This is a genomic window from Ralstonia pickettii, from assembly GCF_000607165.1.
In the GTDB taxonomy this organism is placed as follows: Bacteria; Pseudomonadota; Gammaproteobacteria; order Burkholderiales; family Burkholderiaceae; genus Ralstonia; species Ralstonia holmesii.
The window spans coordinates 25830-47991 of sequence record NZ_JFZG01000031.1 but is presented as its reverse complement, the minus strand read 5'-3'; the positions used below and the strand labels follow the sequence as shown (position 1 = coordinate 47991).

The following is a 22162-nucleotide window of genomic DNA, read 5'->3' as shown; positions in this document are numbered from 1 at the left end:
CTCCGTGTCAGTGCTCATGCTCGGCGCTAGCCTTGCCGAGTTCGGCTTTGAGGACGAAGCTGTTCGCGGTGGCATAGCGCGCGCCGGCGCTCAGGCCTTCCGTGATCTCCACCACCTTGCCAGTGGAGCGCCCGGTCTTGACCGGCTGGGCGACGAAACCGCCCGGCACCGCAACGAACACTGCCGGCTTGCCATTGACCTCCTGGATCGCATCCGCCCTGACTGCAACAGGGACTTGAACGGCTGGCCCTAAAACCTGCACCGTCACGAACAGGCCTGGGCGCCAAGCAATGTCGGGGTTCGCCAGCGTGACGCGCGCCTTTGCCGTGCGCGTCTGCTCACCAAGCAGAGAGCCCACATAGGACACCGTGCCGGTCGCCTTGCTGTCGAAGGCAGTCGAACTGATCGTGACTTGCTGACCGACGCGAACATTGCCCAGATCCTTGGCCGCCATCACGAACTCGGCCCACACGGAGGACAGGTCAGAAATCGTGAAGACGTTCGCATCCTCCTTGACGGCTTCGCCGATTGCCAGATGCTTCTCCACCACCATGCCGTCGAATGGTGCACGCAGCTCGAATCGGTTCAGGGCCGTCGTGGCCGGTGCGGCCCCGATCGCAACCAGCTTTTGCTGCGCGTTCTGCACGGCGATTTGCGCCTCTTGCAGTGCAGTCTGGGCCTGCAGGTAGTCCTGCTCAGCGGAGATCTTCTCTTCCCACAGGCGCTTCTCGCGCGCGTAGGTCGTCTGAGCCAGGTTCAAGCGCTTCTGGGCGGCAAGCAGCTCGCTGCGTTGCTCGGACAGTGCAGTGCTCGCAATGACCGCCAGCACCTGTCCGCTCTTGACCTGCTCGCCTATATTGGCGGGGACACGCTCGACAACCCCCGCAAGGCGCGGTACCACATGCGCCGTACGGTCTTCATTGAAGCGGATTTCTCCCGGGAATTGCACGCCCGACTGGACGGCTGCAGCGCCTGCGACTTCCACACCCACGCCGGCTTTGGCGACCTGGTCGACGGTCAATTCGATCTTGCCCTCCTCCTTGGAGAAGGCGACCGTCATCGGTTTCTGAACGCCCGGCAACGTGACGGACGCGGTCGCGTCAAACACGTGGGGCTCGGCAATAGCGGCCTCGCTCTCCAGACTGTCCTTCCCAGCCATGAAGTTGATCGGCGTCGATTCGCCCGCCGCTCGCTTGATGGCACCAGTGGCCGAGATATTGGCAACCAAAGGCTTACCGTCTCGGACGACCCACAGCCTTAGCTTGGGCTCCCCACCGTCCTCGGCCATGCCGAACTCGACGGTAGCGTTGCCAGCAGCGTAGACATTGCCGCCGTGTGGACCCTTCTTCGGCGCGTCATGGTGCTCCTGGTCGCCATGTGCTGCCGTGTCTTCATGCTTGTCCTTCGACGGCTCGCCGTGGTGTTCGCGGTCCTGGTGACCGGCGGACTCTGCGTGTTCGGCCGCCTCGCGAGCGGACTCATTGCCCTCTGTCGAGGGCCCCAACAATAGAACGGTGCCGGTGGCGATCAGGCCAGCAGCCACTAGAGCTGCGATCGCAGTCTTCTGCTTATTCGTGATAGACATGGTTCGGATTCTGAGTTAGCGGCCTAACAGGCGGTCGATGGTCGTCACGGATTGATAGACCTTCGCCAACACGTCGAGATAACGGATACGTGCTTGGAACAACGTTCTTTGTGCGTCCAGCACATCCAGAAAATTGAACTTCCCGGCTTCGAAGCCCCGTGCCGCTGCGCTATAGGCTTGCTCGGCGGCCGGCAGGATCGTCTCTTTGAGCGTCTGCGCGGAGCGACGAGAGACCGTCAACTCGTTCGACGCTTGCTGCATCTCATTTGCCAGCCGGATGCGATTAGCCAGCACCTCGTCCTGCGCCTTGTCGGCACGCCGGATGGCCTCGTACAGGTTGCCTTGATTGCGATCGAACAAGGGCAGCGGAATCGATACGCCCAATACCGCCATATTGCGATTCGCGCTGTTGTCGCGCTTGGCCCCCACGCTGACGGTCACATCGGGGTATTGGCGGCTGCGCTCCACGCCCACCAGGGCTTGCCGGCGATCCAGCTCGACCTGGTCGGCCAATACGAGCGGCGAGTGGTCGAGCTCGGTCAGCAGCTCCGTGAGACCGGGCCGTGACGGCAGCGCGTCGAGGCTACCCTGCGCCGCGGAGAACTGCGGCGTGGCGTTGCCCCAGAGCGCTGCAAGCGAGGCCCGTGCGGAACGCAGTTCGGCGTTGGCGTTGTCGAGTTCGAGTTCGGCGTTGGCTTGCTCGACCTTTGCCTTGGTTTCTTCGACCGGCGAGATCTTGCCCGCTGCCACTCTGCGCGTTGCTGCCTGCGCGCCCTTGGCGGCCAAGTCCGCCGAGGCCTGCGCGAGCTTGACCCGTTCCTGGGCAACCAGCACTTCAAAGAAGCCGCGAATCACGTTGGATCGCAGTTCGGCCCGCGTTGTCGCCAGTTGCGCTTGCGCGAGTTCCCGGCCTTTTTCGGCCGCGACGATACGCGCCGAACGCTTGCCGCCCAGCTCCACAGGAATATTGAGCTGTCCGGTCGTCGTGCGCGACTCCGAGCGCGTGTCCTCCATGGTCGCGGCCACTTCGGGGTTGGGAATGGTGCGTGCCTGCATGACCGCACCTTCATTGGCATCGACTTCTTTCTGCGCAGCAGAAAGCGTGAAGTTACCTGCACTCGCCAATTCCATGGCGCGCTCAAGCGTCAAAGGACCAGGAGCCTCCAGTACTGTGCCGGAAGAAACAAGGGGTGCCGCGTTGGAATTCGCAGCAAAAGATGGGCTGATCACAACAGCCGCTAGCCCAAGCGGCAAAAATAGTCGTCGCATCGAATTGCACCAGGATACAAACCGTGGGAATTCGGCGAGACGCAGGCTCAGTGGGTCTCGCCGTCTATGTGAGACGGCGCCACTGGGGGCGATCCGGTGCGCGGGTGCTAGATGAGGTCAGTTTCAACGCATGTGAAACGGGCGGCGTCTGGGCGCGATCGACCGTGTCGAGGCGAAGCGGCTGACCGCAGGCCATCGCAGCGGAGACCAGATGACATACGCCGCAGTCCGTATCGATCACGGCCTTCTTGTCATGCCCCGCTTTTGTGCTGGATTGATGGTGGTGCTCGTGGTGGCCGAAATGCCACTTGGATTGGCTGGCCTCTTCATGCTGGCAATAGGCGGCCGCTACCGCCCAGTTGAACTGGAATGGCAGGATCAACAAAAGCAGGATCAAGCAGAACCGCCGCATGAATGGCTGAAGAAGTGTTGGCTGGCGCGCGCAAATGGCACCGCTTTACGAATTTGCGCGTCAGTTTACTCGAAGAGCGGGATACGGATGATGACAGGGCGAGGTCTAGCGGCGCGCGCGCCCAACACAAGACTGCATCCGGGAGCGAATCCGGCGGCTACGACCGAGACCAAAAGGCCTGCTTGTCGGAGAGAGCCGCGCAGTGCACGACGAGGTCGGCGCTACAGCGCGGTGCCGCATTCGGCACAAAATTTTGCGCCCGGCTGGGCCGCGCTCCCGCATTGGCCGCACACCACCCCAGCCAGTGACTTGCCGCACTGCGGACAAAACTGGGCGCGCTGAGATGCAATCGAGCCACACCCGAGACAAGTGGTGGGCCAAGGATTCGAGGGGATCCCCGCCTGGGCGCGGTCGTGAGCGTCACCATGGCGTCTGCCGTGGTGACCGCCGTTCGGGCGGTGGCCACCGTGGTGACCGCCGAACAATCGCTTGAGCAGACTCATGCGTTTACATCCGTAGTTTTGTAGCGCTTCAGTATGGAGGACCAGGGGCTGCCCTGCGGGACCCGCTGCGATTGGCGAGTCGCCGGCCTTTGAAAGCATCAGCGATCGTCAATTCCAATGACTGAGTTACAGCCCGTTGGTGTAGACGTCGCGTTGTGCAACGTTCGCGCCGCCGGTATAGACGTCCCGCTGCGTGACACTCTGGCCGTCGGTGTACGGATCACGCGACTGCGCACGGCCACCATCGGTGTACGGGTCGCGCGGGCCCTGGGCGCGAGCGTTCTCGAGAACCGAGTTCACCTGGGTGCCGATGCCGGCCGCAAACGAAGGCATCGTCGAAGCAAACAGCAGGATGCCGGCAACTGCAATCTTGGACGTGGTCTTCATGGCTTTGTTCTCCGTGTCAGTGGTCAACCACCGTGGTTGACCGTGTGAGCAGTCTACGGAGACGGCACCCGCACGCTCATGACGACCTTATTACAATCTTGTCATGTAGAGCGCCGAGCGGCGCTTGGCTCCGGTGTCCGTGCGCGCGAGTCGCATCGTCACGATTCATGGCGCCGCAGCGCGAGCTCGCGTAGCGCCTGCAGCGTCCTGTCGGTAGCAGTCGCTAGCCGCGCAAACTCCTCCAGGTTCGAGCGCAACAAGGCCTCATATTCTTCGGCGCTGCGAGGGGCAATCAATGTCACTTCTGTTTGCAAGGCGAGAGTATGCAGCGGAGTGCGCAAGTCGTGATTGAGATCGGTGTAAATCGAGCGCACAGCCGCCACGGTCTCTTCGTGCTTCGACGAAACGTCGCGCAAGGCATCGACCAACGGTTGAACTTCGGTCGGTATGCTTCCCGACAGCGAAAGATGAACAATCCCAAAGGCTGTCTGATCGCCCTTGGCTGCGAGGCACCGCATTGGCGACAGGCTGCGCGAGACCAGACGATGGGTGCACATACCCACAATCAGCGGCAGGATCAGCGCCCAGATGAGAGCCCAGGTGAGACTTGGGGTCGCTGCGATCTGTCCTGAGCCCGCAAAGACCGATTGGACGACTACTGCTGCCATCGTTCCCAACGTCGCAAGTGCACTTGTCCGCCACGCCAACGAGCGGGGACCGTGCATGATTTGATGGTTCTTGAAAGCTGACACGATAGTTCGGCATGGCGCCCTGAGTGCGATTCGAACGGTTGGAGCCACCGGTTGTCCGGAGGCTCCAGATTTCGGCACCAGCGTAGACCGGAAAGCATCGCCGCAACCAAAGATGACAGAAATGTCATCTTGGTATAAACGTTTTGCAATGGTGAACGTGCCTGGACGTGTGGTGGAGTACCGCAGGCTGGGGGCTGCGCACGTGAGTACTGCCTGTCACATCACTTGGACTCGATGTGAAGGTGCAAGAGCTTCTCGACGGGAACAGCCGCCACGATCCCGGCACCCGGCACCGTCGACTTTCCGACCTCGACGATGGCGTTGGTGATGGCCTCGACGTCGGCCTCGTCCGCGAAAATTTCAACCTTGGTATGCACGCTGGTCAGGTCGCTGGAAAAGAAATTCTTGTACTCGCCATACCCCTTGACCCTTGTGATCGTCAGGTCCGGGGCGTGGACGGTCGCAAGCTTCCTTTCTAGCTGCTCCAGCAGTTCGGTGGGAACAATGGCAATCACCCATTTGATGCTCATGACCGTCTCCTTGATACCCCGGCTGCTGCGCCAGTTTTCGTTACGCTCTCGATGTCTTCAAGTCCTGCACGTCCAGGAAGCCATCAGCGGCGCTATCACGCGTGCTGAACGTCGCGTGTCCTCGAGTCCTGTGAGCTTCCAGCTTCCAACGCAGTCGGCCCAACCCAACCAACGGTATGGCTAGTCTGTTGGCAGCACGTCCAACTGCCTGTCATGCAACGGTGCATCGCCAGCATGCCCAATCCCCCGAGGATCGCGATGGCGCCGACGACGGCCAGGACGATCCAGACCACCTTCCATGTCGATAGTTCGCCCATCACGCCACCTCCTGTCCTTGGCGTGCTCGTGGCGGTGCTCGCATCTGTGATACGTGCCTGCACCGCGCCACGATTCACTTTTCGATCCGAAACGGCTGCTTCCGCTCAGGCGTGTCGTCGGTTGTCGAACGCCGCTGGTCGTCTTGACCTTGCATGCCTTTCATCATCAGCCACATCGATAGCGGGCAGACCAGAATCAACAGGTAGGGGCCAATGCCCAGCACGAAGGCACGAACTGACGGGAAAACGGTATAGGCGATCGCCAGGATCGCCACCAGGGCAGCGCCCACAGCGGCCATGGTTCTCGTATTGCATTTCATAGCGGTACTCCTGTGGTACTCGGTGGTTCTCGATACGGCCGGCCACCGTCATTTCGACGAGGGTGTCTGGATATTGTCCGCGTACTTGCGCAGAATTTCTCCCATCGCCTGCATCATCTCGCCGTGCATCTGCATCGAGAGCTTCTCGTTGCCGGGCGGCAGTTGCCCCATCATCGGACAACCGCCCATCATGCCGCTGTCCATCATGTGGCTCATCATCATGGAATGCATGGGGTCTGGTGACCCCGATTTGGTGCCGTCGGCGCCACGGCTAGGGCTGGCTGCCACGCTCCAGCCACCGGCCCCAAGTAGGGCAAGCACAAGCGTTGCGGCCACGTGTGATCTCGTCTTCATGTCGATCTCCATATTCGATTGAGCTTGAAGCTGTTCGCCGCCGATGCCATGTGCCGCAAGATCAAGCGGCTTAACTCCAGGAGCCGGTGGCGTCGATATGGGCGGCCCGGCCATCAGGCCGAAGCGCACGCGCTCATTTCGCCTCGGGAGCGCCCTTCGGGCTGACGCCGTCCATCGGACGGGCATCCGTCGATTTCATCATTTCAGCGCACTGCTTCTGCATCGCCTCTTTGCTCGACGCGGTGCCGGAAACGGCGGCAGAATGCTTTGCAGCCGCGCGTGCACTGTTGATGGCGTCCCAGTTGGGACCCGCGAAGGCGGCGCTAGCGGCGACACCGAACAAAAGAGATGCGGCGATTCTGAGAACGGAATGCATGATGGTCTTCCCCACACAAGGTTTCCTTCGGGCCCGATCCAGACGGGAATCCGCAGACATCCCGCCGGGAGGCGGCTGAAATCAAGGCTCGCGGCAATGGGTCGCCGCGTGTGGGGAGGATCAGATTCGCAAGCGCGCTGTTGCGAGGTAGATGGGCCCAGGTACTGCAGTGGGCCGATAGGCCTTCGGGTAAGCCGGTCCGGCGTATGGAGTCGGAGGAAGAACATGCACGAGCCCGATTGCGGCGGGCAGCATGCCAAGATCAGGCGCATGGCCGTTGGCATCCGCCCAATGGCGGCCATCGTGCCGATGGTCCGCGCAGAGCGCAGGCTGCGCATCGTCCATGTCCTGGCAGTTCACGACGGAAACAGCCATCGCCGAGGCGTCCACTATGGCCCCTGCCTCGGGCGGGCAAACGTATCCCGCAATCGCCACGCGCGTGAACAACACCGTCGCGAGCAACGCGAGCGCAAGCAACTGCGCGAGGGGGGAATGGCGATGCTTCATGTATCCCTGCAAACAGGTGCGTTCAGTCTAGGCCTGCCAAAACTTGACCACAAGACGGGCGCGAATGGAGGCCGGTAGGCGGTGGACATGATGTTCATCCAAAATGCTGCGCCTAAGGCACTTGTGTCCTCAATCGAAGCGCATTGGAGATCACCGACACCGAGCTCAAGCTCATGGCCAAGGCCGCAATCATCGGTGACAGCAGCCACCCCGTGAACGGGTACAGCGCCCCTGCGGCCAGTGGGATGCCCAGCGCGTTGTAGACGAACGCAAATCCCAGGTTCTGTTTCATATTGGCAATCGTGGCTTGCGACAGTTCCCGCGCGCGTGCAAGGCCGCGCAGGTCGCCCTTGACCAGCGTGACCTGGGCGCTGTGCATCGCCACATCGGTTCCAGTCCCCATGGCGATGCCGACGTCGGCTTTGGCCAGTGCCGGTGCATCGTTGATGCCGTCGCCAGCCATGGCCACTACGTGGCCCTCGCTCTGGAGTTTTGCGACCAGTGCCAGCTTGTCAGCCGGTTTGACCTCGCCGTGAACCTCGTTAATGCCAAGAGGGCCGGCCACGGCTCGCGCTGTCGCGATGCTGTCGCCACTTGCCATCACCACGCGAATCCCGGCCGCTTTGAGCGCCGCAAGCGCTTCGGGAGTGCTGGCCTTGACCGGGTCCGAGACCGTCAGCAGCCCCGCCAATTTCCGGTCAACGGCCAGGTACATGACACTGGCGCCGTACTGACCAAGCACATTTGCCCGCAACGCATGTGATTCAATGGCGACTTGCTCCCGACGCATCAGGGAGGCATTGCCGAGTATCAGTTGGTGACCGTCAACCCGGCCCCGCACGCCCATACCCGCGTCCGATGCGAAATGTTCGGCCTTGCCTAACGTCAGGCCACGCTCACGCGCCGCCGCAACAATGGTGGCTGCCAGCGGGTGTTCGCTGCCCTGATCGAGACTCGCCGCCAGACGAAGCACCGTGGTCTCATCGAGCGAATCGACGGCCAATGCCCGCTCGAAGACCGGACGGCCCTCGGTCAACGTGCCGGTCTTGTCGACGATGAGAGTGTCAACCTTGCGGAAATGCTCGATGGCCGCCGCATCCCGGAACAGGATGCCCTGGGTCGCGGCCTTGCCGCTCGCCACCATGATCGACATTGGCGTAGCCAGCCCCAGCGCGCATGGACAGGCGATGATCAACACGGCCACGGCATTGACCAGTCCAAAGACCCAGCTCGGCTCGGGGCCGAAAAATCCCCAGCCGAAGAAGGCAAGCACGGCAATCGCTACCACCACCAGTACGAATACCCCCGCCACCTGGTCCGCCATGCGCTGCATGGGCGCCTTCGAGCGCTGGGCCTGGGCCACCATCTGCACGATCTGCGACAGCACTGTCTGTGCGCCGACCTTTTCCGAACGCATGACCAGGCTGCCCGACGTATTGAGTGTGGCGCCGATCACATGGTCGCCAGCATGCTTGGAAACAGGCAACGGCTCGCCGGTGATCATCGATTCGTCGATGGCGCTTGCTCCTTCGGTCACGATGCCATCGGTTGGCACCTTTTCGCCGGGGCGAATCCGCAGCAGGTCGCCGACATGTACGTGCGTGAGCGGGATATCCTCTTCGCTGCCGTCAGGATTGAGGCGGCGCGCCGTTTTTGGCGCCAGACCGAGCAGCGACTTGATGGCGGCCGAAGTCTGCGAACGTGCCTTCAATTCGAAGATCTGGCCCAGCAGCGTCAGTGAAATGATGACGGCGGCGGCTTCGAAGTAGACCGCAATGCGGCCATGCACAACAAAGCTGCGGGGAAACAGCTCGGGCGCAACAGTGGCCGCAACGCTGTATATGAAGGCCGCACCGGTGCCCAGCCCGATCAGAGTCCACATGTTCGGGCTGCGGTTGCGGAACGATTGCAGGCACCGGGCATAGATGGGGAAGCCGGCCCACAAGACTACGGGCGCGGACAAGGCAAACTCCACCCAGCCTTGCGCCGCCGGGGCCACGCCAGCGACACGCCCCCCCAGCATTACCAGCGCTACGACAGCGATCGTCAGCGGCAAGCTCCACCAGAAGCGCCGGCGGAACGCCGCGAGTTCGGGATTCTCATCCGCTTCAAGACTCGGCATCGCCGGCTCAAGCGCCATGCCGCACTTCGGGCAACTCCCGGGATGATCCTGGCGGATCTCGGGGTGCATGGGGCAGGTGTAAACGGTGTCCGGCGCCGCGTTGGCATCGTCCACAGCGGAGGCGACATGTGGATGCGTGTACCGCGTGGGGTCCGCCTCGAACTTCCGCTGACATGCTGCACCACAGAAGCTGTATCGGGTCCCCGCGTAGCTTGACTGGTACGGCGTATTGGGCTTGACCGTCATACCGCACACCGGGTCCCGTTCCTCCGTGGCGGTCACGAGCGTCAGTCGCGTCGCCGTGGCATGCGGGTGGCCTCCAGCTTGTGCACGTTCCGGCTCGCCGTCGTGCCCGGGCGCGGCGGATGACATATGCGGATGCGGTTGTTGGTTGCTCATTTTCGCGCAGCCTCAATGCCTTGTGGCCTGCGGTGCGGGCAATTGCCGTGGGGCTGCGCTGCTGATCGCCTCCAAGATCGGGCAAGCAGGTCGATCGTCGCCATCACAATGCTGCGCCAGATACAGCAGGGTGTCCCGCATGCCGCTGACCGCGGCAATCCGGGCGTCCAGTTCCTGAATGCGCTGCAACGCGATGGCCTTCACCGCCACGCTCGCGCGCCGCTTGTTTTGCCACAACCCGAGCAGCTCTCGAATCTGCTCCATGGAGAAACCCAAGGCCCGCGCACGCCCGATGAAGCGCAGGGTGTGGATGTCGATTTCACGATACATCCGGTAGTTGCCCTCGCTCCGGGCAGCCGAAGCGACCAGGCCAATACTTTCGTAGTAGCGGATCATCTTGGCCGAGACGCCGGAGACGCTCGCGGCTTGTCCGATATTCATGGCGTGCTCCTCGCTTCCTGTGCGCATGGCACCTTCGGTATCCGGTGTTCGTGGCATCTTTCACGGAACCGGCGCGTGCCCAAATCTTCACGATTTCACGGTACACCCTTCCCAAGTGGGAAGGTCAAGGACGTCGCAATCGTCCTTTTGCCCGACGCCCATGCGGGCGTCTGATCCTGTTTTCCGCGCAGTTGCATTGCGAGCAAAACACGGTATCCTTGCGAAAATCCTGCCACTGCAAAGAACCCTTGCGTCACACGCTGCGCCGGCATCCTTTCTTCGCTGGCATCCTCCTGCTGGTCTTCCTGTCAGTCCAACTGGCAGCGGCGGCGTACGCTTGTGCCGGCAGCCGATACCAAGTGGGCAGCGACAACATGAAGGCCGCCCCGACCGAATCCTGCGCCGACATGGCCAGCGGGACCGATCAGGGCAGCAGCCAGGACATGGACAACGGCGCGCTTTGCCAGGCTCACTGCCAGGCTGACTCCAAGAGCGCCGACCATGTCGCACCGCAACTGCCGGTATTCTTGCCGGTGCTGACGGGCGTCATCGAACCGGCCACCGTGGCTTTTGCCAATCTCCGCACCGTGCTGCGCGCTCAAGTGACAGCGCGCGCGCCACCGCCGCCACTGGCCATTCTTCACTGCAGTTTCCAAACGTAGCCTTCAGATCGACGTCATCCGGTGCTGCCCTCTCTAGACTGGGGTAGCTGTCGTCGTTCATGGAGGCTTTATGCTTTTTCCACGTCGCCTGACGCTGGCGTTGCTTTGCGCGCCTGCCTTCGGCATCGCGATGTCGCATGCCGCGACCTCGCAATCTGTTCCTCCGCTTTCTGTTGAGGAAACCGTTGCGCTTGCCACCGTGCATGCCGGCGACGCCGAATCCTCGCGCGGCACCATCGACGCCGCGACCCAAATGGCGGTCGCCGCCGGCCAGTTGCCGGACCCCGTACTCAAGCTCGGCATCAACAACGTGCCGGTCAATGGCCCGGACCAGTTCTCGGTCAGCCGGGATTTCATGACCATGCGCTCCATCAGCGTGATGCAGGAATTCACGCGTGCGGACAAGCGCCGCGCCAAGGCGGCACGCTTCGAAGCGGAAGCCGACGCCGCCGAAGCGCAGCGCGCGGTCGCCTTGGCCAACGTGCAGCGCAACGCCGTCGGCGCATGGCTGGACCGCTGGTATGCCGAGCAAACGGGGGCCTTGCTGGGCCACCATGGACATCCACTGGAACTCGCGTTGCAAGCGGCAACCGCCGCGTATCGCAGTGGACGGGGCACGCGCGCCGACGTGCTGGCGATGGAACTGGAAATCCAGAAACTGCAGGACCGCCTGGACGAAAACCGCGCCGCCGTGACGGCCAGTGCCGTGGCACTGGAACGCTGGATCGGCCCGGCCGCCACCCGCCCGCTCTCCGAGCCGCCGCGCCTGGACGTTCCCCCGCCGGTCGAGCGGTTGGCGCGCGGTGAGTTGGATACCGTGCCTGAGATCACCGCCGCGCAGCGTGAGGTAGGGCTAGCAGAGAGCGAGATCCGGGCCGCTGCGCAAGCCAAGAAGCCGGATGTCACGGTCGAGTTCATGTATAGCCAGCGCGGCTCTGCGTTCTCAAACATGGGTTCCGTGAACATCAGCTTTCCGCTGCCTTGGGACCAGGGCAACCGGCAGGACCGCGAAGTCGCGGCTAGGCTGGCGCAGGCCCAGGCAGCGCGCGCCAAGTCCGAAATCATCCGGCGCGATACCCAGGCCATGGTCGGCGCCAAGCTGGCCGAGTTGCAGCGCAATACCGAACGGCTCAAGCGCTACGACCAACAAACCTTGCCGCTCGCCAACGCACAGGCGGAGGCGGCCTTGACGGCGTATCGGGCCAATACCGGATCGCTGCTGGCCGTGGCTGAAGCCAATCATCGCGCCATCGACACGGAATTGGAGCGACTCGCACTGGAAGCCAAGACGGCCAAGCTGTGGGCGGACCTGACCTTCCTAGTTCCGCTGCCCACCGCGCAGACCGAGTCCGCCATCAAGGAACGCAAATGAAAAAACAGATCATCGCCACGGCTGTGGGGCTCGTTCTTGTCGGGACCGCGATCTATGGCGCCTACCGGGTCGGCGTCACGCAGGGTGCCCGGTCGGCACCATCGTCGATGCCGGCCAGCACGGCATCCGGCGGCATCGATCCCAAGACCGGAAAGAAGGTGCTGTACTGGCACGACCCCATGGTGCCCGGGCAACGTTTCGACAAGCCGGGCAAATCCCCTTTCATGGACATGCAGTTGGTGCCGGTCTATGCGGACGGGGATAGCGGTGCCAGCGGCATCACGGTCGATAGCCGTGTCGCGCAAAACCTCGGCATCCGCACGGCCGAAGTCAAAGCCGGCCGGTTGAGCGCGGTACTGGAGGCGCCCGGCAACATCGCCATCGACGAGCGCAGCGTGCAAGTAATCCAGGCGCGCACAAACGCCTTCGTCCAGCACGTCGCGGTCAGGGCGACGCTTGACCCCGTGCGGCGTGGGCAGGCACTGGTGACGCTGTATTCGCCGGACTGGGTGGCGGCGCAGGAAGAGTATCTGGCTGTGTTGCGTCAGTCGGCACACGGTCAGGCCGATCTCGCCGGTGCGGCCAAGGCGCGCATGCTGCAGGCCGGCATGACGCCGGGCCAGGTCAGTGCGGTCGAGGCATCCGGCCGGCTGCAGCCCAGCGTGGGTATCGCGAGCCCCATCGATGGCATCGTGACCGAGGTCGCGGTGCGTGACGGGATGACGGTCTCCCCCGGCATGACGCTGTTCCGCCTGGCCGACTTGAGCCAGGTCTGGGTGGTTGCCGAGGTGCCGGAAGGCCAGGCTCGCACCATCTCGCCCGGCCTGGCGGTCAAGGTGCTGCCGACCGGGGCAGCCGAGCCGCTGATCGGCAAGGTCGACACCGTGTTGCCCGACGTCAACCCGGCAACGCGGACCATCAAGGTGCGCATTGTCCTGCCCAACAAGGGCCGACACCTGTTGCCGGGCATGTTTGCCACGGTCCGCTTCGACAGTGGCGAGCAGCAGGACGTGCTTACCATCCCGTTGGAGGCCGTCATCCGTACTGGTCAGCGCAGCATTGTCATGGTCGATGAAGGCCAGGCCGGCTTTGTGGCCACGGAGATCAAGACCGGCCGCGAGGCCGCCGGCATGGTCGAAATCCTGGCGGGCCTCAAGGCTGGTCAGAAAGTGGTCACCTCCGGCCAGTTCCTGATCGATTCGGAAGCCAGCCTGCGCGGCACCACCGAGCGCATGGCGGCACCGGCTGCGGCCTCCGCGCCCGCAGCAGCCACCACCGAGCACGAAGGCGTCGGCCGCATCGAGGCCGTCACGGGTGGAGGCCTGACGATCTCGCACGGGCCGATTCCGTCGATCCAGTGGGGCGCCATGACGATGGACTTCGCGGCGCCGCCGGCAGGTCTGCCAAAAGGCCTGAAGTCGGGCGACCGGGTGCGGTTCCGCTTCCACCTAGACAAGGATGGCATGGCGGTCCTGTCCTCGGTCGCGTCCGCCAGCACGGATCAGGGAGGCAAGCCATGATCGCCCGGCTGATTCTGGCGTCCATCCGCAACCGCTTCCTGATCCTGCTGGCGACGCTGATGCTGACCGCGTGGGGATTGTGGGCCGTGCGTAGCACGCCGCTCGATGCGCTGCCCGATCTTTCAGACGTGCAGGTCATCATCCGCACGCCATTCCCCGGTCAGGCGCCACAGATCGTGGAGAACCAGGTCACCTATCCGCTGACCACCACCATGCTGTCGGTGCCCGGCGCCAAGACGGTGCGCGGCTATTCGTTCTTCGGAGATTCCTTCGTCTACGTGTTGTTCGAGGATGGCACGGACCTGTATTGGGCCCGCTCACGCGTGCTGGAATACCTGAACCAAGTGCAATCCCGCCTGCCGGCCGCCGCCAAGCCGGCGCTGGGCCCGGACGCGACCGGCGTGGGCTGGATCTACGAGTACGCACTGGTGGACAAGACCGGCCAGCACGACCTCAGCCAATTGCGCGCACTGCAGGACTGGTTCCTGCGCTTCGAGCTCAAATCGCTGCCTAATGTGGCCGAGGTGGCATCGCTTGGTGGGATGGTCAAGCAGTTCCAGGTCGTCCTGATGCCGGACCGGTTACGCGCCTACAACCTGTCCCAAGCCAAGGTGCTGGCGGCGCTCAAGGGCGCCAACCAGGAGACCGGCGGCTCGGTGCTGGAACTGGGCGAGGCGGAGTACATGGTTCGCGCAAGCGGCTACTTGAAGACGCTCGATGACTTCCGCCAGATTCCACTGACGACAAGCGATGCAGGCATCGCCGTTCGCCTGGGCGATGTCGCGACCGTCCAGCTCGGGCCAGAGATGCGCCGCGGTATTGCTGATCTCGATGGCCAGGGTGAAGTCGCCGGCGGCGTCATCGTGATGCGCTCCGGCAAGAACGCATTAGAAACCATCGAAGCCGTCAAGGCCAAGCTCGCCACGCTGCAGAAGAGCCTGCCTGCCGGCGTCGAGATCGTGCCGACCTACGATCGTTCCGAGTTGATTAACCGCGCGGTAGAGAACCTGACGCACAAGCTGATCGAGGAGTTCATCGTCGTCGCGCTCGTGTGCCTGGTGTTCCTGTTCCACTTGCGCTCGGCGCTGGTCGCGATCGTTTCGCTGCCGCTGGGCGTGCTCGCCGCCTTCCTGGTGATGCGCTATCAGGGCGTCAATGCCAACATCATGTCGCTGGGCGGCATCGCCATCGCCGTCGGTGCCATGGTCGACGCAGCCGTGGTCATGATCGAGAACGCGCACAAGCATCTGGAACACTGGCATGCGGACAATCCCGGCCGGGAGCTGACCGGACACGAGCGCTGGAGCGTGATCGGCGAGTCGGCGGCGGAAGTGGGCCCGGCGCTGTTCTTCTCGCTGCTGATCATCACGCTGTCGTTCATCCCCGTGTTCACACTGGAGGCGCAGGAAGGCCGGCTGTTCTCGCCGCTGGCTTTCACCAAGACCTACTCGATGGCCGCTGCCGCGGGGCTGTCCGTGACACTCGTGCCGGTGCTGATGGGTTACCTGATCCGCGGGCGCATCCCGACCGAGCAATCGAATCCGCTCAGCCGCTGGCTGATCCGGCTTTATCAACCGGTGTTGGCTAGGGTGCTGGCGTATCCCAAGACGACGGTTGTCATCGCCGCCGTGCTGCTTGCGGCCACGGCCTGGCCGATCCTGCGCACGGGCGGTGAGTTCATGCCGCCGCTGGACGAGGGCGACCTGTTGTACATGCCATCGGCACTGCCGGGGTTGTCTGCAGGCAAAGCGGCCCAACTGTTGCAGCAGACCGACCGCCTCATCAAGACCGTCCCGGAGGTTGCCACCGTGTTCGGCAAGGCCGGCCGCGCTGATACCGCGACCGACCCGGCGCCCATCGAGATGTTCGAGACCACCATTCAATTCAAGCCGCGCGACCAATGGCGGCCTGGCTTGACGACCGACAAGCTGGTCGAAGAGCTGGACCGCGTGGTCAAGGTGCCGGGCCTGTCTAACATCTGGGTGCCGCCCATCCGCAACCGCATCGACATGCTGGCCACCGGCATCAAGAGCCCGGTCGGCATCAAGGTGGCGGGCACGGACTTGAAGGAAATCGACCGGCTGACCACGCAGATCGAGGCGGCGGTGAAGACCGTGCCCGGTGTCACTTCGGCGCTGGCGGAGCGGCTGTCCGGCGGGCGCTACGTCAATGTCGACATCGACCGGATGGCCGCCGGGCGGTATGGCCTCAATATCGAAGATGTCCAGAGCATCGTGTCGTCGGCGGTGGGCGGGGATAACGTGGGTGAAGTGGTCGACGGCCTGGCCCGGTTCCCGATCAATGTGCGTTACCCGCGCGACTACCGCGACTCGGTCGAGCAACTGCGCGGCCTGCCGATCGTCACCGACCGCGGCCAGCAGATCACGCTGTCTGATGTCGCCCGAATCCAGGTGGTGCAAGGGCCACCGATGTTGCGCAGCGAGAACGCCCGCTTGTCCGGCTGGGTGTACGTGGACATTCGGGGGCGCGACCTGCGCTCGGCGGTGCAGGACATGCAGGCGGCGGTGGCCAAAGCGGTGCCAATGCCGGCTGGCTACGCGCTGAGCTGGTCCGGCCAGTTCGAGTACCTGGAGCGCGCCAGCGCCAAGCTGAAGGTGGTCGTGCCGTTCACCTTGCTCATCATCTTCGTGCTGCTGTACCTCGTGTTTGGCCGCATCGACGAGGCGCTGCTCATCATGGGCACGCTGCCGCTGGCGCTGATCGGCGGCTTCTGGCTGCTCTACGGGCTGGGCTACAACCTGTCGGTGGCCGGGGTTGTCGGCTTCATCGCGCTGGCCGGGGTGGCAGCCGAGTTCGGCGTGATCATGCTGCTCTATCTCAAACAGGCTTGGACGGAGCGACAGGAAGCCGGCCGCAACACAACCGAGGCGCTGCTGGAAGCCATTCAGGAAGGCGCCGTCCTGCGCGTGCGCCCGAAGGCCATGACGGTCGCCGTCATTCTGGCCGGTCTGATTCCGATCATGTGGGCGCACGGCACAGGTTCCGAGATCATGCAGCGCATTGCCGCTCCGATGGTTGGCGGCATGGTCACCGCGCCATTGCTGTCCCTGTTCGTCGTCCCGGCCGTGTATCTGCTGATCCGCCGTCGGCAGACGGAATCGTCACCGCTTTCCACCCACCCCTCACATCAAGAGGAATCACTATGAAACACATCAAGACCTTTGCAATCGTGCTTGCTCTCGCTGCTGCACCGGCGGCATTTGCGGCCGAATCCATGGATGGCATGGACATGAAGCCGGCGGGCCACGCCAAGCAGGCGCCGAGCCCGGTTGCCGCGGATATCCAGAAGATCGACCTGCAAGCGGGCAAGGTCACCCTCAAACATGCTGCGATTGAGAACCTCGGCATGCCGGCCATGACCATGGCGTTTCCGGTCAAGGACCGCGCTTCGCTGAAGAACTTCAAGGAAGGCGAGTCGGTCTCGGTCATGTTCGATAAGGTCGGTGGCAAACCAACCGTGGTGGATATTCAGCGCAAGTAAATGCCAGAGTGCGCTCCCGCTGATGAGCGCGGGAGTGTGCCTCAACGCGCAGCGGCTCGAAAAATGATGAGCCGCAGGATTTCGAATATTTTCGATGCACCCCCTGACCTTCCCACGAATGGAAGGTTTATCTTGAAGTCATCGCTTCGACTACCAAACAGGAATCCCCGTCGTGAGAACTCAGGTCATGGACATGCTCCCCACACCGGCTGGCTTTGCCGGGCGGTGGCATGCGCGCGGCCGGTTTGATGTCCACGGCCGCAACCTCGTCGCAGGTTTGCAAACGGGGTCGCTCCGATGAGGGCCGGCAGCGGGATCCTCCGCCGATTGGCCGGCTGGGTCGTCCTGGCCAGCTTACTTTTCACCCGTCTGGCGGCAGCAGGGTATGTGTGCCCGATGGAATCGGTGTACGAGCCGGCGCACCAGAATCTGGTGTCGCGCGACGACTGCCTGAATGCCGGCGGCGACCAGTTGGTGCTGTGTGCCGACTCGTTTGGCGATGGGCGTCTCTGGGCCGACAACAAGGGCCATCCACCCGATGGCGATGGGCCACCAGTGCGGGAAGCTCGCTATCCCCGCCCGGAGATGTTGGGGCGCAGCGATGCCTTGCATCCCCTGTCGCTCTACACGGTGGTATCTGCGCCGATCTATCTTCAGACGGCCAGACTACGACTCTGATTGACCCCGAATGGCAGCAGTTGCTGCTGCCAATTGCAGAAACCATGCGCACACCTTGCTGCGAACAATGCACGCCATGTGGTGTCGCGCCTCTGACAGTCAACATTCGGGATCAATCATGAAAGCTATCCAAGTTCTTTCCGCTATTACCTTCGCCGCACTCAGTGCATCCGCCTTTGCAGGCCCAAACTGGGACGCCATCAACAGTGCCCGCAAGGCCGCGCAACAACAACGGGTTGCGAGTGCGGGCGATGCGAGCGATCAAGCGATGCGCGATCACTGCGCAATGATGGGGCAGATGTCTGCAACAGGAGACAAGATGCACCAGCAAATGATGCATCGGTCGGACAGCCAGCCGAGCAATGCGGGCGCCGCGCTGTTCGGCGAGCGGGCTGCGGCGATGCCCGTAGGCTCGCGCACGGTTGTCGTCGTCCCGGGGATGAAAGCCGTTCCCGTGCGCGCTGGCGAAACGGTGCGCTTTGACTTCGGTCAGAGCTCAACCGCATGGACCTTCGCCGCGCGGCAGGGCAACTCCGCCGTCGAGCTGAGCACGCTCTTTCCGGAGATTCCTGCCGCCAAGGGTGTCTGGGCCTATCCAAACGGCACCGGCCTGTACGCCGGCCACTAAATCAACTCGCGGTGAGCTGACGGAATCTCAGGAGCCGGCGCATTTCGCGCCGCATCACTGGATATGAGCAACACGGGATTCTGAGCGATGGCGACGCAGCCCACTCAGATCCGCACGATTGGAGAAATATCATGCAAACGATCAAGAAGATCATTCTCGCCAGCACGGTACTGGTGTCTCTTGGCGCAACCGCCGGTGTGGTGATGGCCGCGCAGAAGGTAGACCCCTACCACGATGGTGCGCACATCGCAGACAAGCGTGATATCTACACCGACGGCGCACGCTCGGTGAACGATCCGCGCGACCCGTACACCGATGGCCGCAACGCGCTGACAGGTCGGAACACATCAGCGGCCTGACGCTGTCCCGCCAACTGCATGATGAAGAAGCAAGGGATGCTGAGGCGTTCCTGGCTTTCAGTCGACCGTCGATGCAAATCGCAATGCGTGTGACTCACTGTGAATAGAGCCCCCGTCTTCGATCTTCCGCTCAATGTCATTGTGACCATCTTGGTCGCCGTGGCGCTGACATTTTGTGCGATCTGTTTATTCGCTTGGTACCTGCGCCGACGATATGGCACCGGTCATCCGCGTGGACAAGCCCGCGCGCGCACGCGTTCTCGCAAGACCGCGAGCCGCCGCCGCAAGTAAGTCACCGCCCTGCGGCCCCCATTGGGTAAAGCCTGGGCCGCTTCGAAGCATCCAGTCGCATAAATCGCGGCATGCGCTCGAGTCAGGAGTGCGGCGACCCGGACATCCATCGGCCAGACACAACATCTGTTTCCCAACCACCCTCTCATGACGAAGTCTCACGATGAAATACGTTTCCGCTCTTACATTCGCCCTGATGCTGGCATCCGCCCCCGCAGCCTTTGCCGCCACGCCGATGGAAGGTATGGATATGAAGCCGGCAGCGCAGTCTCAGCAAGCACCCAAGCCCGTTTCAGCAGAAGTCCGCAAGGTCTACCCCGACACCGGCAAGGTCACGCTCAAGCATGGCGCCATCGACAACCTCGGCATGGGCGCCATGACGATGACGTTTTCCGTCAAGGACAAGGCGTCGCTGAAGAATTTCAGGGAGGGCCAAGCTGTGTGGGCGGTCTTTGATACGGTCGATGGTCAGCCGACCGTCGTCGATTTGCGGAGCAAGTAAGCCGTCGGCGGCGTACGGGCCAACGGTCGTGCGCCACCCGGCTGAGCGGGATCAGTCGGGTGGGCTGCTCACGAAAGCGCCTTGTCGTGGCATCCACAGGGAAAGCAATGGCCCGTCGCAGCAACGTGGCTGTCCCTGAGTCATGCGTGGCGTACCTGGATGTATTTGGGTTTTCAGGACGGCTTTTTAAAGACAAGGTAGTCGAGATAAAGCCAAATTTCGCGCCACAGAAAGTTCGCTCGAGTGGTCAAGGATTCGAAACGGCTAGAGGACGTAGGCCCAGGCAGGGCCTGGAGTCCAAGATCGTTAGCCATTGCCGTTGCTCTTCGCAAATGTAGCGGATCGCTGACCAACAGAACCGTGCGAATCCCAAGTGGGTCTAATAATTTCTTTGCATTGACAAGGTTTTGCCAAGTCGTACGCGAGGTGGTCTCCGCCAAGATCGCGTCAGGTGGAACACCGTGCTTGATCGCATACTCGCGGCCGACCTCGCCTTCGCTGGGATAACCTGCCCCCGGTGTCCCGCCGGTGAAAACCAGGTATTTCACCTGCTTGTTCTGGTAGCGTGCAATCGCCTCGTTAATCCGCTCCCGATAAACGGGAGACGGCCTATTCCCCCATGCTGCAGCGCCAAGAACAACAGCCGCATCCACGGGAGCATTAAACGACTGCTCTCCGTAACTGACAATCTGCCATGCCACTGTGAGGAATCCAATGGCGATCAAGAGGGCCAGCATCGCTGGCCCGATGACAATGGCGCGTCGAAGTAACATGGAGCGTCGATTCACATCACTCAACCGGCTGACCTCGCTATAGCGAAAGGCCGAATATCGAAGCCTTCTGAAAAAGCTCCAATTCGGCAGAAGCACATGACAAACGTGGTTAGCCAATCCACAGTACCAACAGCGAAGCCAACAAGCAGTAACAGCCGAAGAAATGCCATCGGCCTTGCTCCAGCCAGCGTGACAGCCACCGCAGCGCAACCAAACCTGCCAAGAAGCTCAGCGCCATGCCGATCATGCTTGGCCCCATGAGGTGCAAGAGTCCATCCGAGTGCATTGCTGTGGTGGTAGCTGCGTATTCTTTGTAGAGTCGATACGCTTCTTTGGCGATCACTGCTGGGGTTAATACTACGGCCAACGCAAAGCTAAACTCTTCGGCACGCCGCCGCGTCACACCTAAGGCAAGCCCGGTCGAGATAGTGGCTCCCGAACGAGAGAAACCGCGAAATGGAAGACACAGCCCCTGCACGGCGCCAATCCATGCCGATTGGCGCAGGGTGAGGTTATCGATCCCCCGATCCTGGAGACGGGAAGACACAATGATCAACAGGCCGGCTGCAGCCAAGGCAGCGGCTATCAGACGCGAGTTGCCAAACAGATGTTCGATCTCGAAATTCGATGAATCAGCTACCACTACGTGCTTAATGAATTGCAGCAGCGCCACCCCCACGATACCGGTTGCGAGCGTTGCAACCAGTATGCACAGGGCGTTAGTGCGAAATGCCTGCCCTGAACTGAAATAGGTGGTGCGCCACGATTTCCAGAAATAGGCAATGACCGCGAACATCGTGCCGGTATGCAGCATGACCAGCAAAAGCGTCATTTGAGGCGCCGTTGGATCCAGCCCCATCAGCTTCTCGGCCGCAATGACATGGGCCGAGCTAGATACCGGCAGGAGTTCGGCTGCCCCTTGAATGACGGCAAGGACAAGAATCTGTAGCAAGTTCATCTGTGTGGCTTAGCGGTAATCTAAAATTGAAGCACGGGTGTAAAGGGTAGTACTTGGTATCGTTCAACTTGACTCGGCGCCCGACCGGGCGCACCGACTTTGCGTCCTGGTGGCCCCCAAGAGACAGATCACGCCAAGTGAAATCGCTACATCAGCCAAGTTGAACGCGGGCCAGTGCCACGCTCGCCAATAGAAGTCCAGATAATCGACGACCTGCCCACGCCCCATCCGGTCCGCTGCATTGCCGAGAGCGCCCGCGAGAATCAGCGCATAGGACACAGATTCCAATCGAGGCAACTTGCGGCGGAGCATCCAGATCAACCACGCAGATGCGGCGAAGGCGAGTGCGATCAAGAAATATCGTTGCCAACCGCCGGCCCCGGCCAGAAAGCTGAACGCCGCGCCAGGATTGCGCACATGCACGAGATTGAAGAACGGTGCGATCTCCAAACGCGTGCCGAGCGGTATGAAGACTGCCACGCCGAGCTTGACGGCTTGATCGAACAGCGCGATCAGCCCCGCCAGCAACAGCCAGCGCGGCCACTCGTCTGTTCGTGATGAATGAAGCATGACCATGGCGCAATCAAAGAGGTCCTTCCAGAAGCTTTTGCGGTGTCACGGTTGTCGCTGGTTGGAACTTCCC

General features: G+C 62.4%; 25 protein-coding genes. 9 read left to right on the top strand and 16 right to left on the bottom strand.

Features of this window, described 5'->3' with window-relative positions:
- Window positions 1-7: 7 nt before the first annotated feature.
- The 13 genes from BG83_RS0125310 to cueR form a co-directional block, all read right to left on the bottom strand.
- Window positions 8-1585, bottom strand: coding sequence for an efflux RND transporter periplasmic adaptor subunit (locus BG83_RS0125310; RefSeq protein WP_024979376.1), 1578 nt, complete (start codon window positions 1583-1585; stop codon window positions 8-10).
- 15 nt (window positions 1586-1600) lie between these two features.
- Window positions 1601-2854 carry a TolC family protein gene (locus BG83_RS0125305; RefSeq protein WP_024979375.1) on the bottom strand — a complete coding sequence of 418 codons (1254 nt, stop codon included), beginning with the start codon at window positions 2852-2854 and terminating at the stop codon, window positions 1601-1603.
- 64 nt (window positions 2855-2918) lie between these two features.
- Window positions 2919-3266: a cation efflux protein, CzcI family gene (gene czcI / locus BG83_RS0125300; protein ID WP_009240712.1), complete on the bottom strand. Its 348-nt coding sequence runs from the start codon at window positions 3264-3266 to the stop codon at window positions 2919-2921.
- Between the two features lie 221 nt (window positions 3267-3487).
- Window positions 3488-3769 carry a zinc ribbon domain-containing protein gene (locus tag BG83_RS29065; protein WP_080693739.1) on the bottom strand — a complete coding sequence of 94 codons (282 nt, stop codon included), beginning with the start codon at window positions 3767-3769 and terminating at the stop codon, window positions 3488-3490.
- A gap of 126 nt (window positions 3770-3895) precedes the next feature.
- Window positions 3896-4156 carry a hypothetical protein gene (locus BG83_RS0125295; RefSeq protein ID WP_009240713.1) on the bottom strand — a complete coding sequence of 87 codons (261 nt, stop codon included), beginning with the start codon at window positions 4154-4156 and terminating at the stop codon, window positions 3896-3898.
- A 158-nt stretch (window positions 4157-4314) separates the two neighbouring features.
- Window positions 4315-4908 (bottom strand): histidine kinase, encoded by a 594-nt coding sequence (locus BG83_RS0125290; protein ID WP_139181143.1) that lies wholly within the window; start codon window positions 4906-4908, stop codon window positions 4315-4317.
- 221 nt (window positions 4909-5129) lie between these two features.
- Window positions 5130-5438, bottom strand: coding sequence for a P-II family nitrogen regulator (locus BG83_RS0125285; protein WP_009240715.1), 309 nt, complete (start codon window positions 5436-5438; stop codon window positions 5130-5132).
- Between the two features lie 391 nt (window positions 5439-5829).
- Window positions 5830-6075 carry a DUF2933 domain-containing protein gene (locus BG83_RS0125275; RefSeq protein WP_024979374.1) on the bottom strand — a complete coding sequence of 82 codons (246 nt, stop codon included), beginning with the start codon at window positions 6073-6075 and terminating at the stop codon, window positions 5830-5832.
- Window positions 6076-6123: 48 nt separating this feature from the next.
- Window positions 6124-6558, bottom strand: a complete 435-nt coding sequence (locus BG83_RS0125270) for a hypothetical protein (protein WP_231973573.1) — start codon at window positions 6556-6558, stop codon at window positions 6124-6126.
- 4 nt (window positions 6559-6562) lie between these two features.
- Window positions 6563-6820, bottom strand: a complete 258-nt coding sequence (locus BG83_RS0125265; protein ID WP_024979372.1) for a hypothetical protein — start codon at window positions 6818-6820, stop codon at window positions 6563-6565.
- Between the two features lie 105 nt (window positions 6821-6925).
- Window positions 6926-7312: a hypothetical protein gene (locus BG83_RS28405; protein WP_024979371.1), complete on the bottom strand. Its 387-nt coding sequence runs from the start codon at window positions 7310-7312 to the stop codon at window positions 6926-6928.
- Between the two features lie 112 nt (window positions 7313-7424).
- Window positions 7425-9833, bottom strand: coding sequence for a heavy metal translocating P-type ATPase (locus tag BG83_RS0125255; protein WP_024979370.1), 2409 nt, complete (start codon window positions 9831-9833; stop codon window positions 7425-7427).
- A gap of 12 nt (window positions 9834-9845) precedes the next feature.
- The gene (gene cueR / locus BG83_RS0125250) at window positions 9846-10274 is read right to left on the bottom strand and encodes a Cu(I)-responsive transcriptional regulator (RefSeq protein ID WP_024979369.1); all 429 of its coding nucleotides are present in this window, start codon (window positions 10272-10274) and stop codon (window positions 9846-9848) included.
- 248 nt (window positions 10275-10522) lie between these two features.
- Here cueR and BG83_RS0125245 point away from each other — a divergent pair, with 248 nt between their 5' ends.
- From BG83_RS0125245 to BG83_RS0125205, 9 genes are all read left to right on the top strand, one after another.
- Window positions 10523-10936 (top strand): hypothetical protein, encoded by a 414-nt coding sequence (locus tag BG83_RS0125245; RefSeq protein ID WP_024979368.1) that lies wholly within the window; start codon window positions 10523-10525, stop codon window positions 10934-10936.
- Between the two features lie 70 nt (window positions 10937-11006).
- Entirely contained in the window at window positions 11007-12308 is a 1302-nt protein-coding gene (locus BG83_RS0125240) for a TolC family protein (protein WP_024979367.1), read from the top strand.
- The gene (locus BG83_RS0125235) at window positions 12305-13828 is read left to right on the top strand and encodes an efflux RND transporter periplasmic adaptor subunit (RefSeq protein ID WP_024979366.1); all 1524 of its coding nucleotides are present in this window, start codon (window positions 12305-12307) and stop codon (window positions 13826-13828) included. Before BG83_RS0125240 ends, BG83_RS0125235 begins: the two co-directional genes overlap by 4 nt.
- A complete protein-coding gene (locus BG83_RS0125230; RefSeq protein WP_024979365.1) occupies window positions 13825-16995 on the top strand; it encodes an efflux RND transporter permease subunit in 3171 nt (1056 codons plus the stop codon). The genes BG83_RS0125235 and BG83_RS0125230 overlap by 4 nt, the downstream gene beginning before the upstream one ends.
- Window positions 16992-17330 carry a copper-binding protein gene (locus BG83_RS0125225; protein WP_024979364.1) on the top strand — a complete coding sequence of 113 codons (339 nt, stop codon included), beginning with the start codon at window positions 16992-16994 and terminating at the stop codon, window positions 17328-17330. The genes BG83_RS0125230 and BG83_RS0125225 overlap by 4 nt, the downstream gene beginning before the upstream one ends.
- 396 nt (window positions 17331-17726) lie before the next feature.
- Complete coding sequence (locus BG83_RS0125220) at window positions 17727-18008, top strand: hypothetical protein (protein WP_024979363.1); 282 nt, start codon at window positions 17727-17729, stop codon at window positions 18006-18008.
- Between the two features lie 118 nt (window positions 18009-18126).
- On the top strand, window positions 18127-18636 hold the full coding sequence (locus BG83_RS29060; RefSeq protein ID WP_160169402.1) for a CzcE family metal-binding protein: 510 nt from the start codon (window positions 18127-18129) through the stop codon (window positions 18634-18636).
- Window positions 18637-18767: 131 nt separating this feature from the next.
- Window positions 18768-18995, top strand: a complete 228-nt coding sequence (locus tag BG83_RS0125210) for a hypothetical protein (protein ID WP_024979361.1) — start codon at window positions 18768-18770, stop codon at window positions 18993-18995.
- A gap of 454 nt (window positions 18996-19449) precedes the next feature.
- A complete protein-coding gene (locus BG83_RS0125205) occupies window positions 19450-19788 on the top strand; it encodes a copper-binding protein (protein WP_024979360.1) in 339 nt (112 codons plus the stop codon).
- Between the two features lie 173 nt (window positions 19789-19961).
- Here the strand turns inward: BG83_RS0125205 and BG83_RS0125200 are convergent, their stop codons facing one another.
- The 3 genes from BG83_RS0125200 to lspA all read right to left on the bottom strand — a co-directional run bounded on the left by BG83_RS0125200 (window position 19962) and on the right by lspA (window position 22095).
- Complete coding sequence (locus BG83_RS0125200) at window positions 19962-20561, bottom strand: YdcF family protein (protein ID WP_037032491.1); 600 nt, start codon at window positions 20559-20561, stop codon at window positions 19962-19964.
- A gap of 109 nt (window positions 20562-20670) precedes the next feature.
- Entirely contained in the window at window positions 20671-21519 is an 849-nt protein-coding gene (locus tag BG83_RS0125195; protein WP_024979358.1) for an undecaprenyl-diphosphate phosphatase, read from the bottom strand.
- Window positions 21520-21582: 63 nt separating this feature from the next.
- Window positions 21583-22095, bottom strand: a complete 513-nt coding sequence (gene lspA / locus BG83_RS0125190) for a signal peptidase II (protein WP_064809139.1) — start codon at window positions 22093-22095, stop codon at window positions 21583-21585.
- Window positions 22096-22162 lie beyond the last annotated feature (67 nt).

Bases quoted from the DNA above. Each gene is read 5' to 3' on its own strand.
- BG83_RS0125310 (WP_024979376.1), bottom strand. From the start codon at position 1,585: ATGTCTATCACGAATAAGCAGAAGACTGCGATCGCAGCTCTAGTGGCT.
- BG83_RS0125305 (WP_024979375.1), bottom strand. From the start codon at position 2,854: ATGCGACGACTATTTTTGCCGCTTGGGCTAGCGGCTGTTGTGATCAGC.
- czcI (WP_009240712.1), bottom strand. From the start codon at position 3,266: ATGCGGCGGTTCTGCTTGATCCTGCTTTTGTTGATCCTGCCATTCCAG.
- BG83_RS29065 (WP_080693739.1), bottom strand. From the start codon at position 3,769: ATGAGTCTGCTCAAGCGATTGTTCGGCGGTCACCACGGTGGCCACCGC.
- BG83_RS0125295 (WP_009240713.1), bottom strand. From the start codon at position 4,156: ATGAAGACCACGTCCAAGATTGCAGTTGCCGGCATCCTGCTGTTTGCT.
- BG83_RS0125285 (WP_009240715.1), bottom strand. From the start codon at position 5,438: ATGAGCATCAAATGGGTGATTGCCATTGTTCCCACCGAACTGCTGGAG.
- BG83_RS0125275 (WP_024979374.1), bottom strand. From the start codon at position 6,075: ATGAAATGCAATACGAGAACCATGGCCGCTGTGGGCGCTGCCCTGGTG.
- BG83_RS28405 (WP_024979371.1), bottom strand. From the start codon at position 7,312: ATGAAGCATCGCCATTCCCCCCTCGCGCAGTTGCTTGCGCTCGCGTTG.
- BG83_RS0125255 (WP_024979370.1), bottom strand. From the start codon at position 9,833: ATGAGCAACCAACAACCGCATCCGCATATGTCATCCGCCGCGCCCGGG.
- cueR (WP_024979369.1), bottom strand. From the start codon at position 10,274: ATGAATATCGGACAAGCCGCGAGCGTCTCCGGCGTCTCGGCCAAGATG.
- BG83_RS0125240 (WP_024979367.1), top strand. From the start codon at position 11,007: ATGCTTTTTCCACGTCGCCTGACGCTGGCGTTGCTTTGCGCGCCTGCC.
- BG83_RS0125235 (WP_024979366.1), top strand. From the start codon at position 12,305: ATGAAAAAACAGATCATCGCCACGGCTGTGGGGCTCGTTCTTGTCGGG.
- BG83_RS0125230 (WP_024979365.1), top strand. From the start codon at position 13,825: ATGATCGCCCGGCTGATTCTGGCGTCCATCCGCAACCGCTTCCTGATC.
- BG83_RS0125225 (WP_024979364.1), top strand. From the start codon at position 16,992: ATGAAACACATCAAGACCTTTGCAATCGTGCTTGCTCTCGCTGCTGCA.
- BG83_RS0125220 (WP_024979363.1), top strand. From the start codon at position 17,727: ATGGAATCGGTGTACGAGCCGGCGCACCAGAATCTGGTGTCGCGCGAC.
- BG83_RS29060 (WP_160169402.1), top strand. From the start codon at position 18,127: ATGAAAGCTATCCAAGTTCTTTCCGCTATTACCTTCGCCGCACTCAGT.
- BG83_RS0125210 (WP_024979361.1), top strand. From the start codon at position 18,768: ATGCAAACGATCAAGAAGATCATTCTCGCCAGCACGGTACTGGTGTCT.
- BG83_RS0125205 (WP_024979360.1), top strand. From the start codon at position 19,450: ATGAAATACGTTTCCGCTCTTACATTCGCCCTGATGCTGGCATCCGCC.
- BG83_RS0125200 (WP_037032491.1), bottom strand. From the start codon at position 20,561: ATGTTACTTCGACGCGCCATTGTCATCGGGCCAGCGATGCTGGCCCTC.
- BG83_RS0125195 (WP_024979358.1), bottom strand. From the start codon at position 21,519: ATGAACTTGCTACAGATTCTTGTCCTTGCCGTCATTCAAGGGGCAGCC.
- lspA (WP_064809139.1), bottom strand. From the start codon at position 22,095: ATGGTCATGCTTCATTCATCACGAACAGACGAGTGGCCGCGCTGGCTG.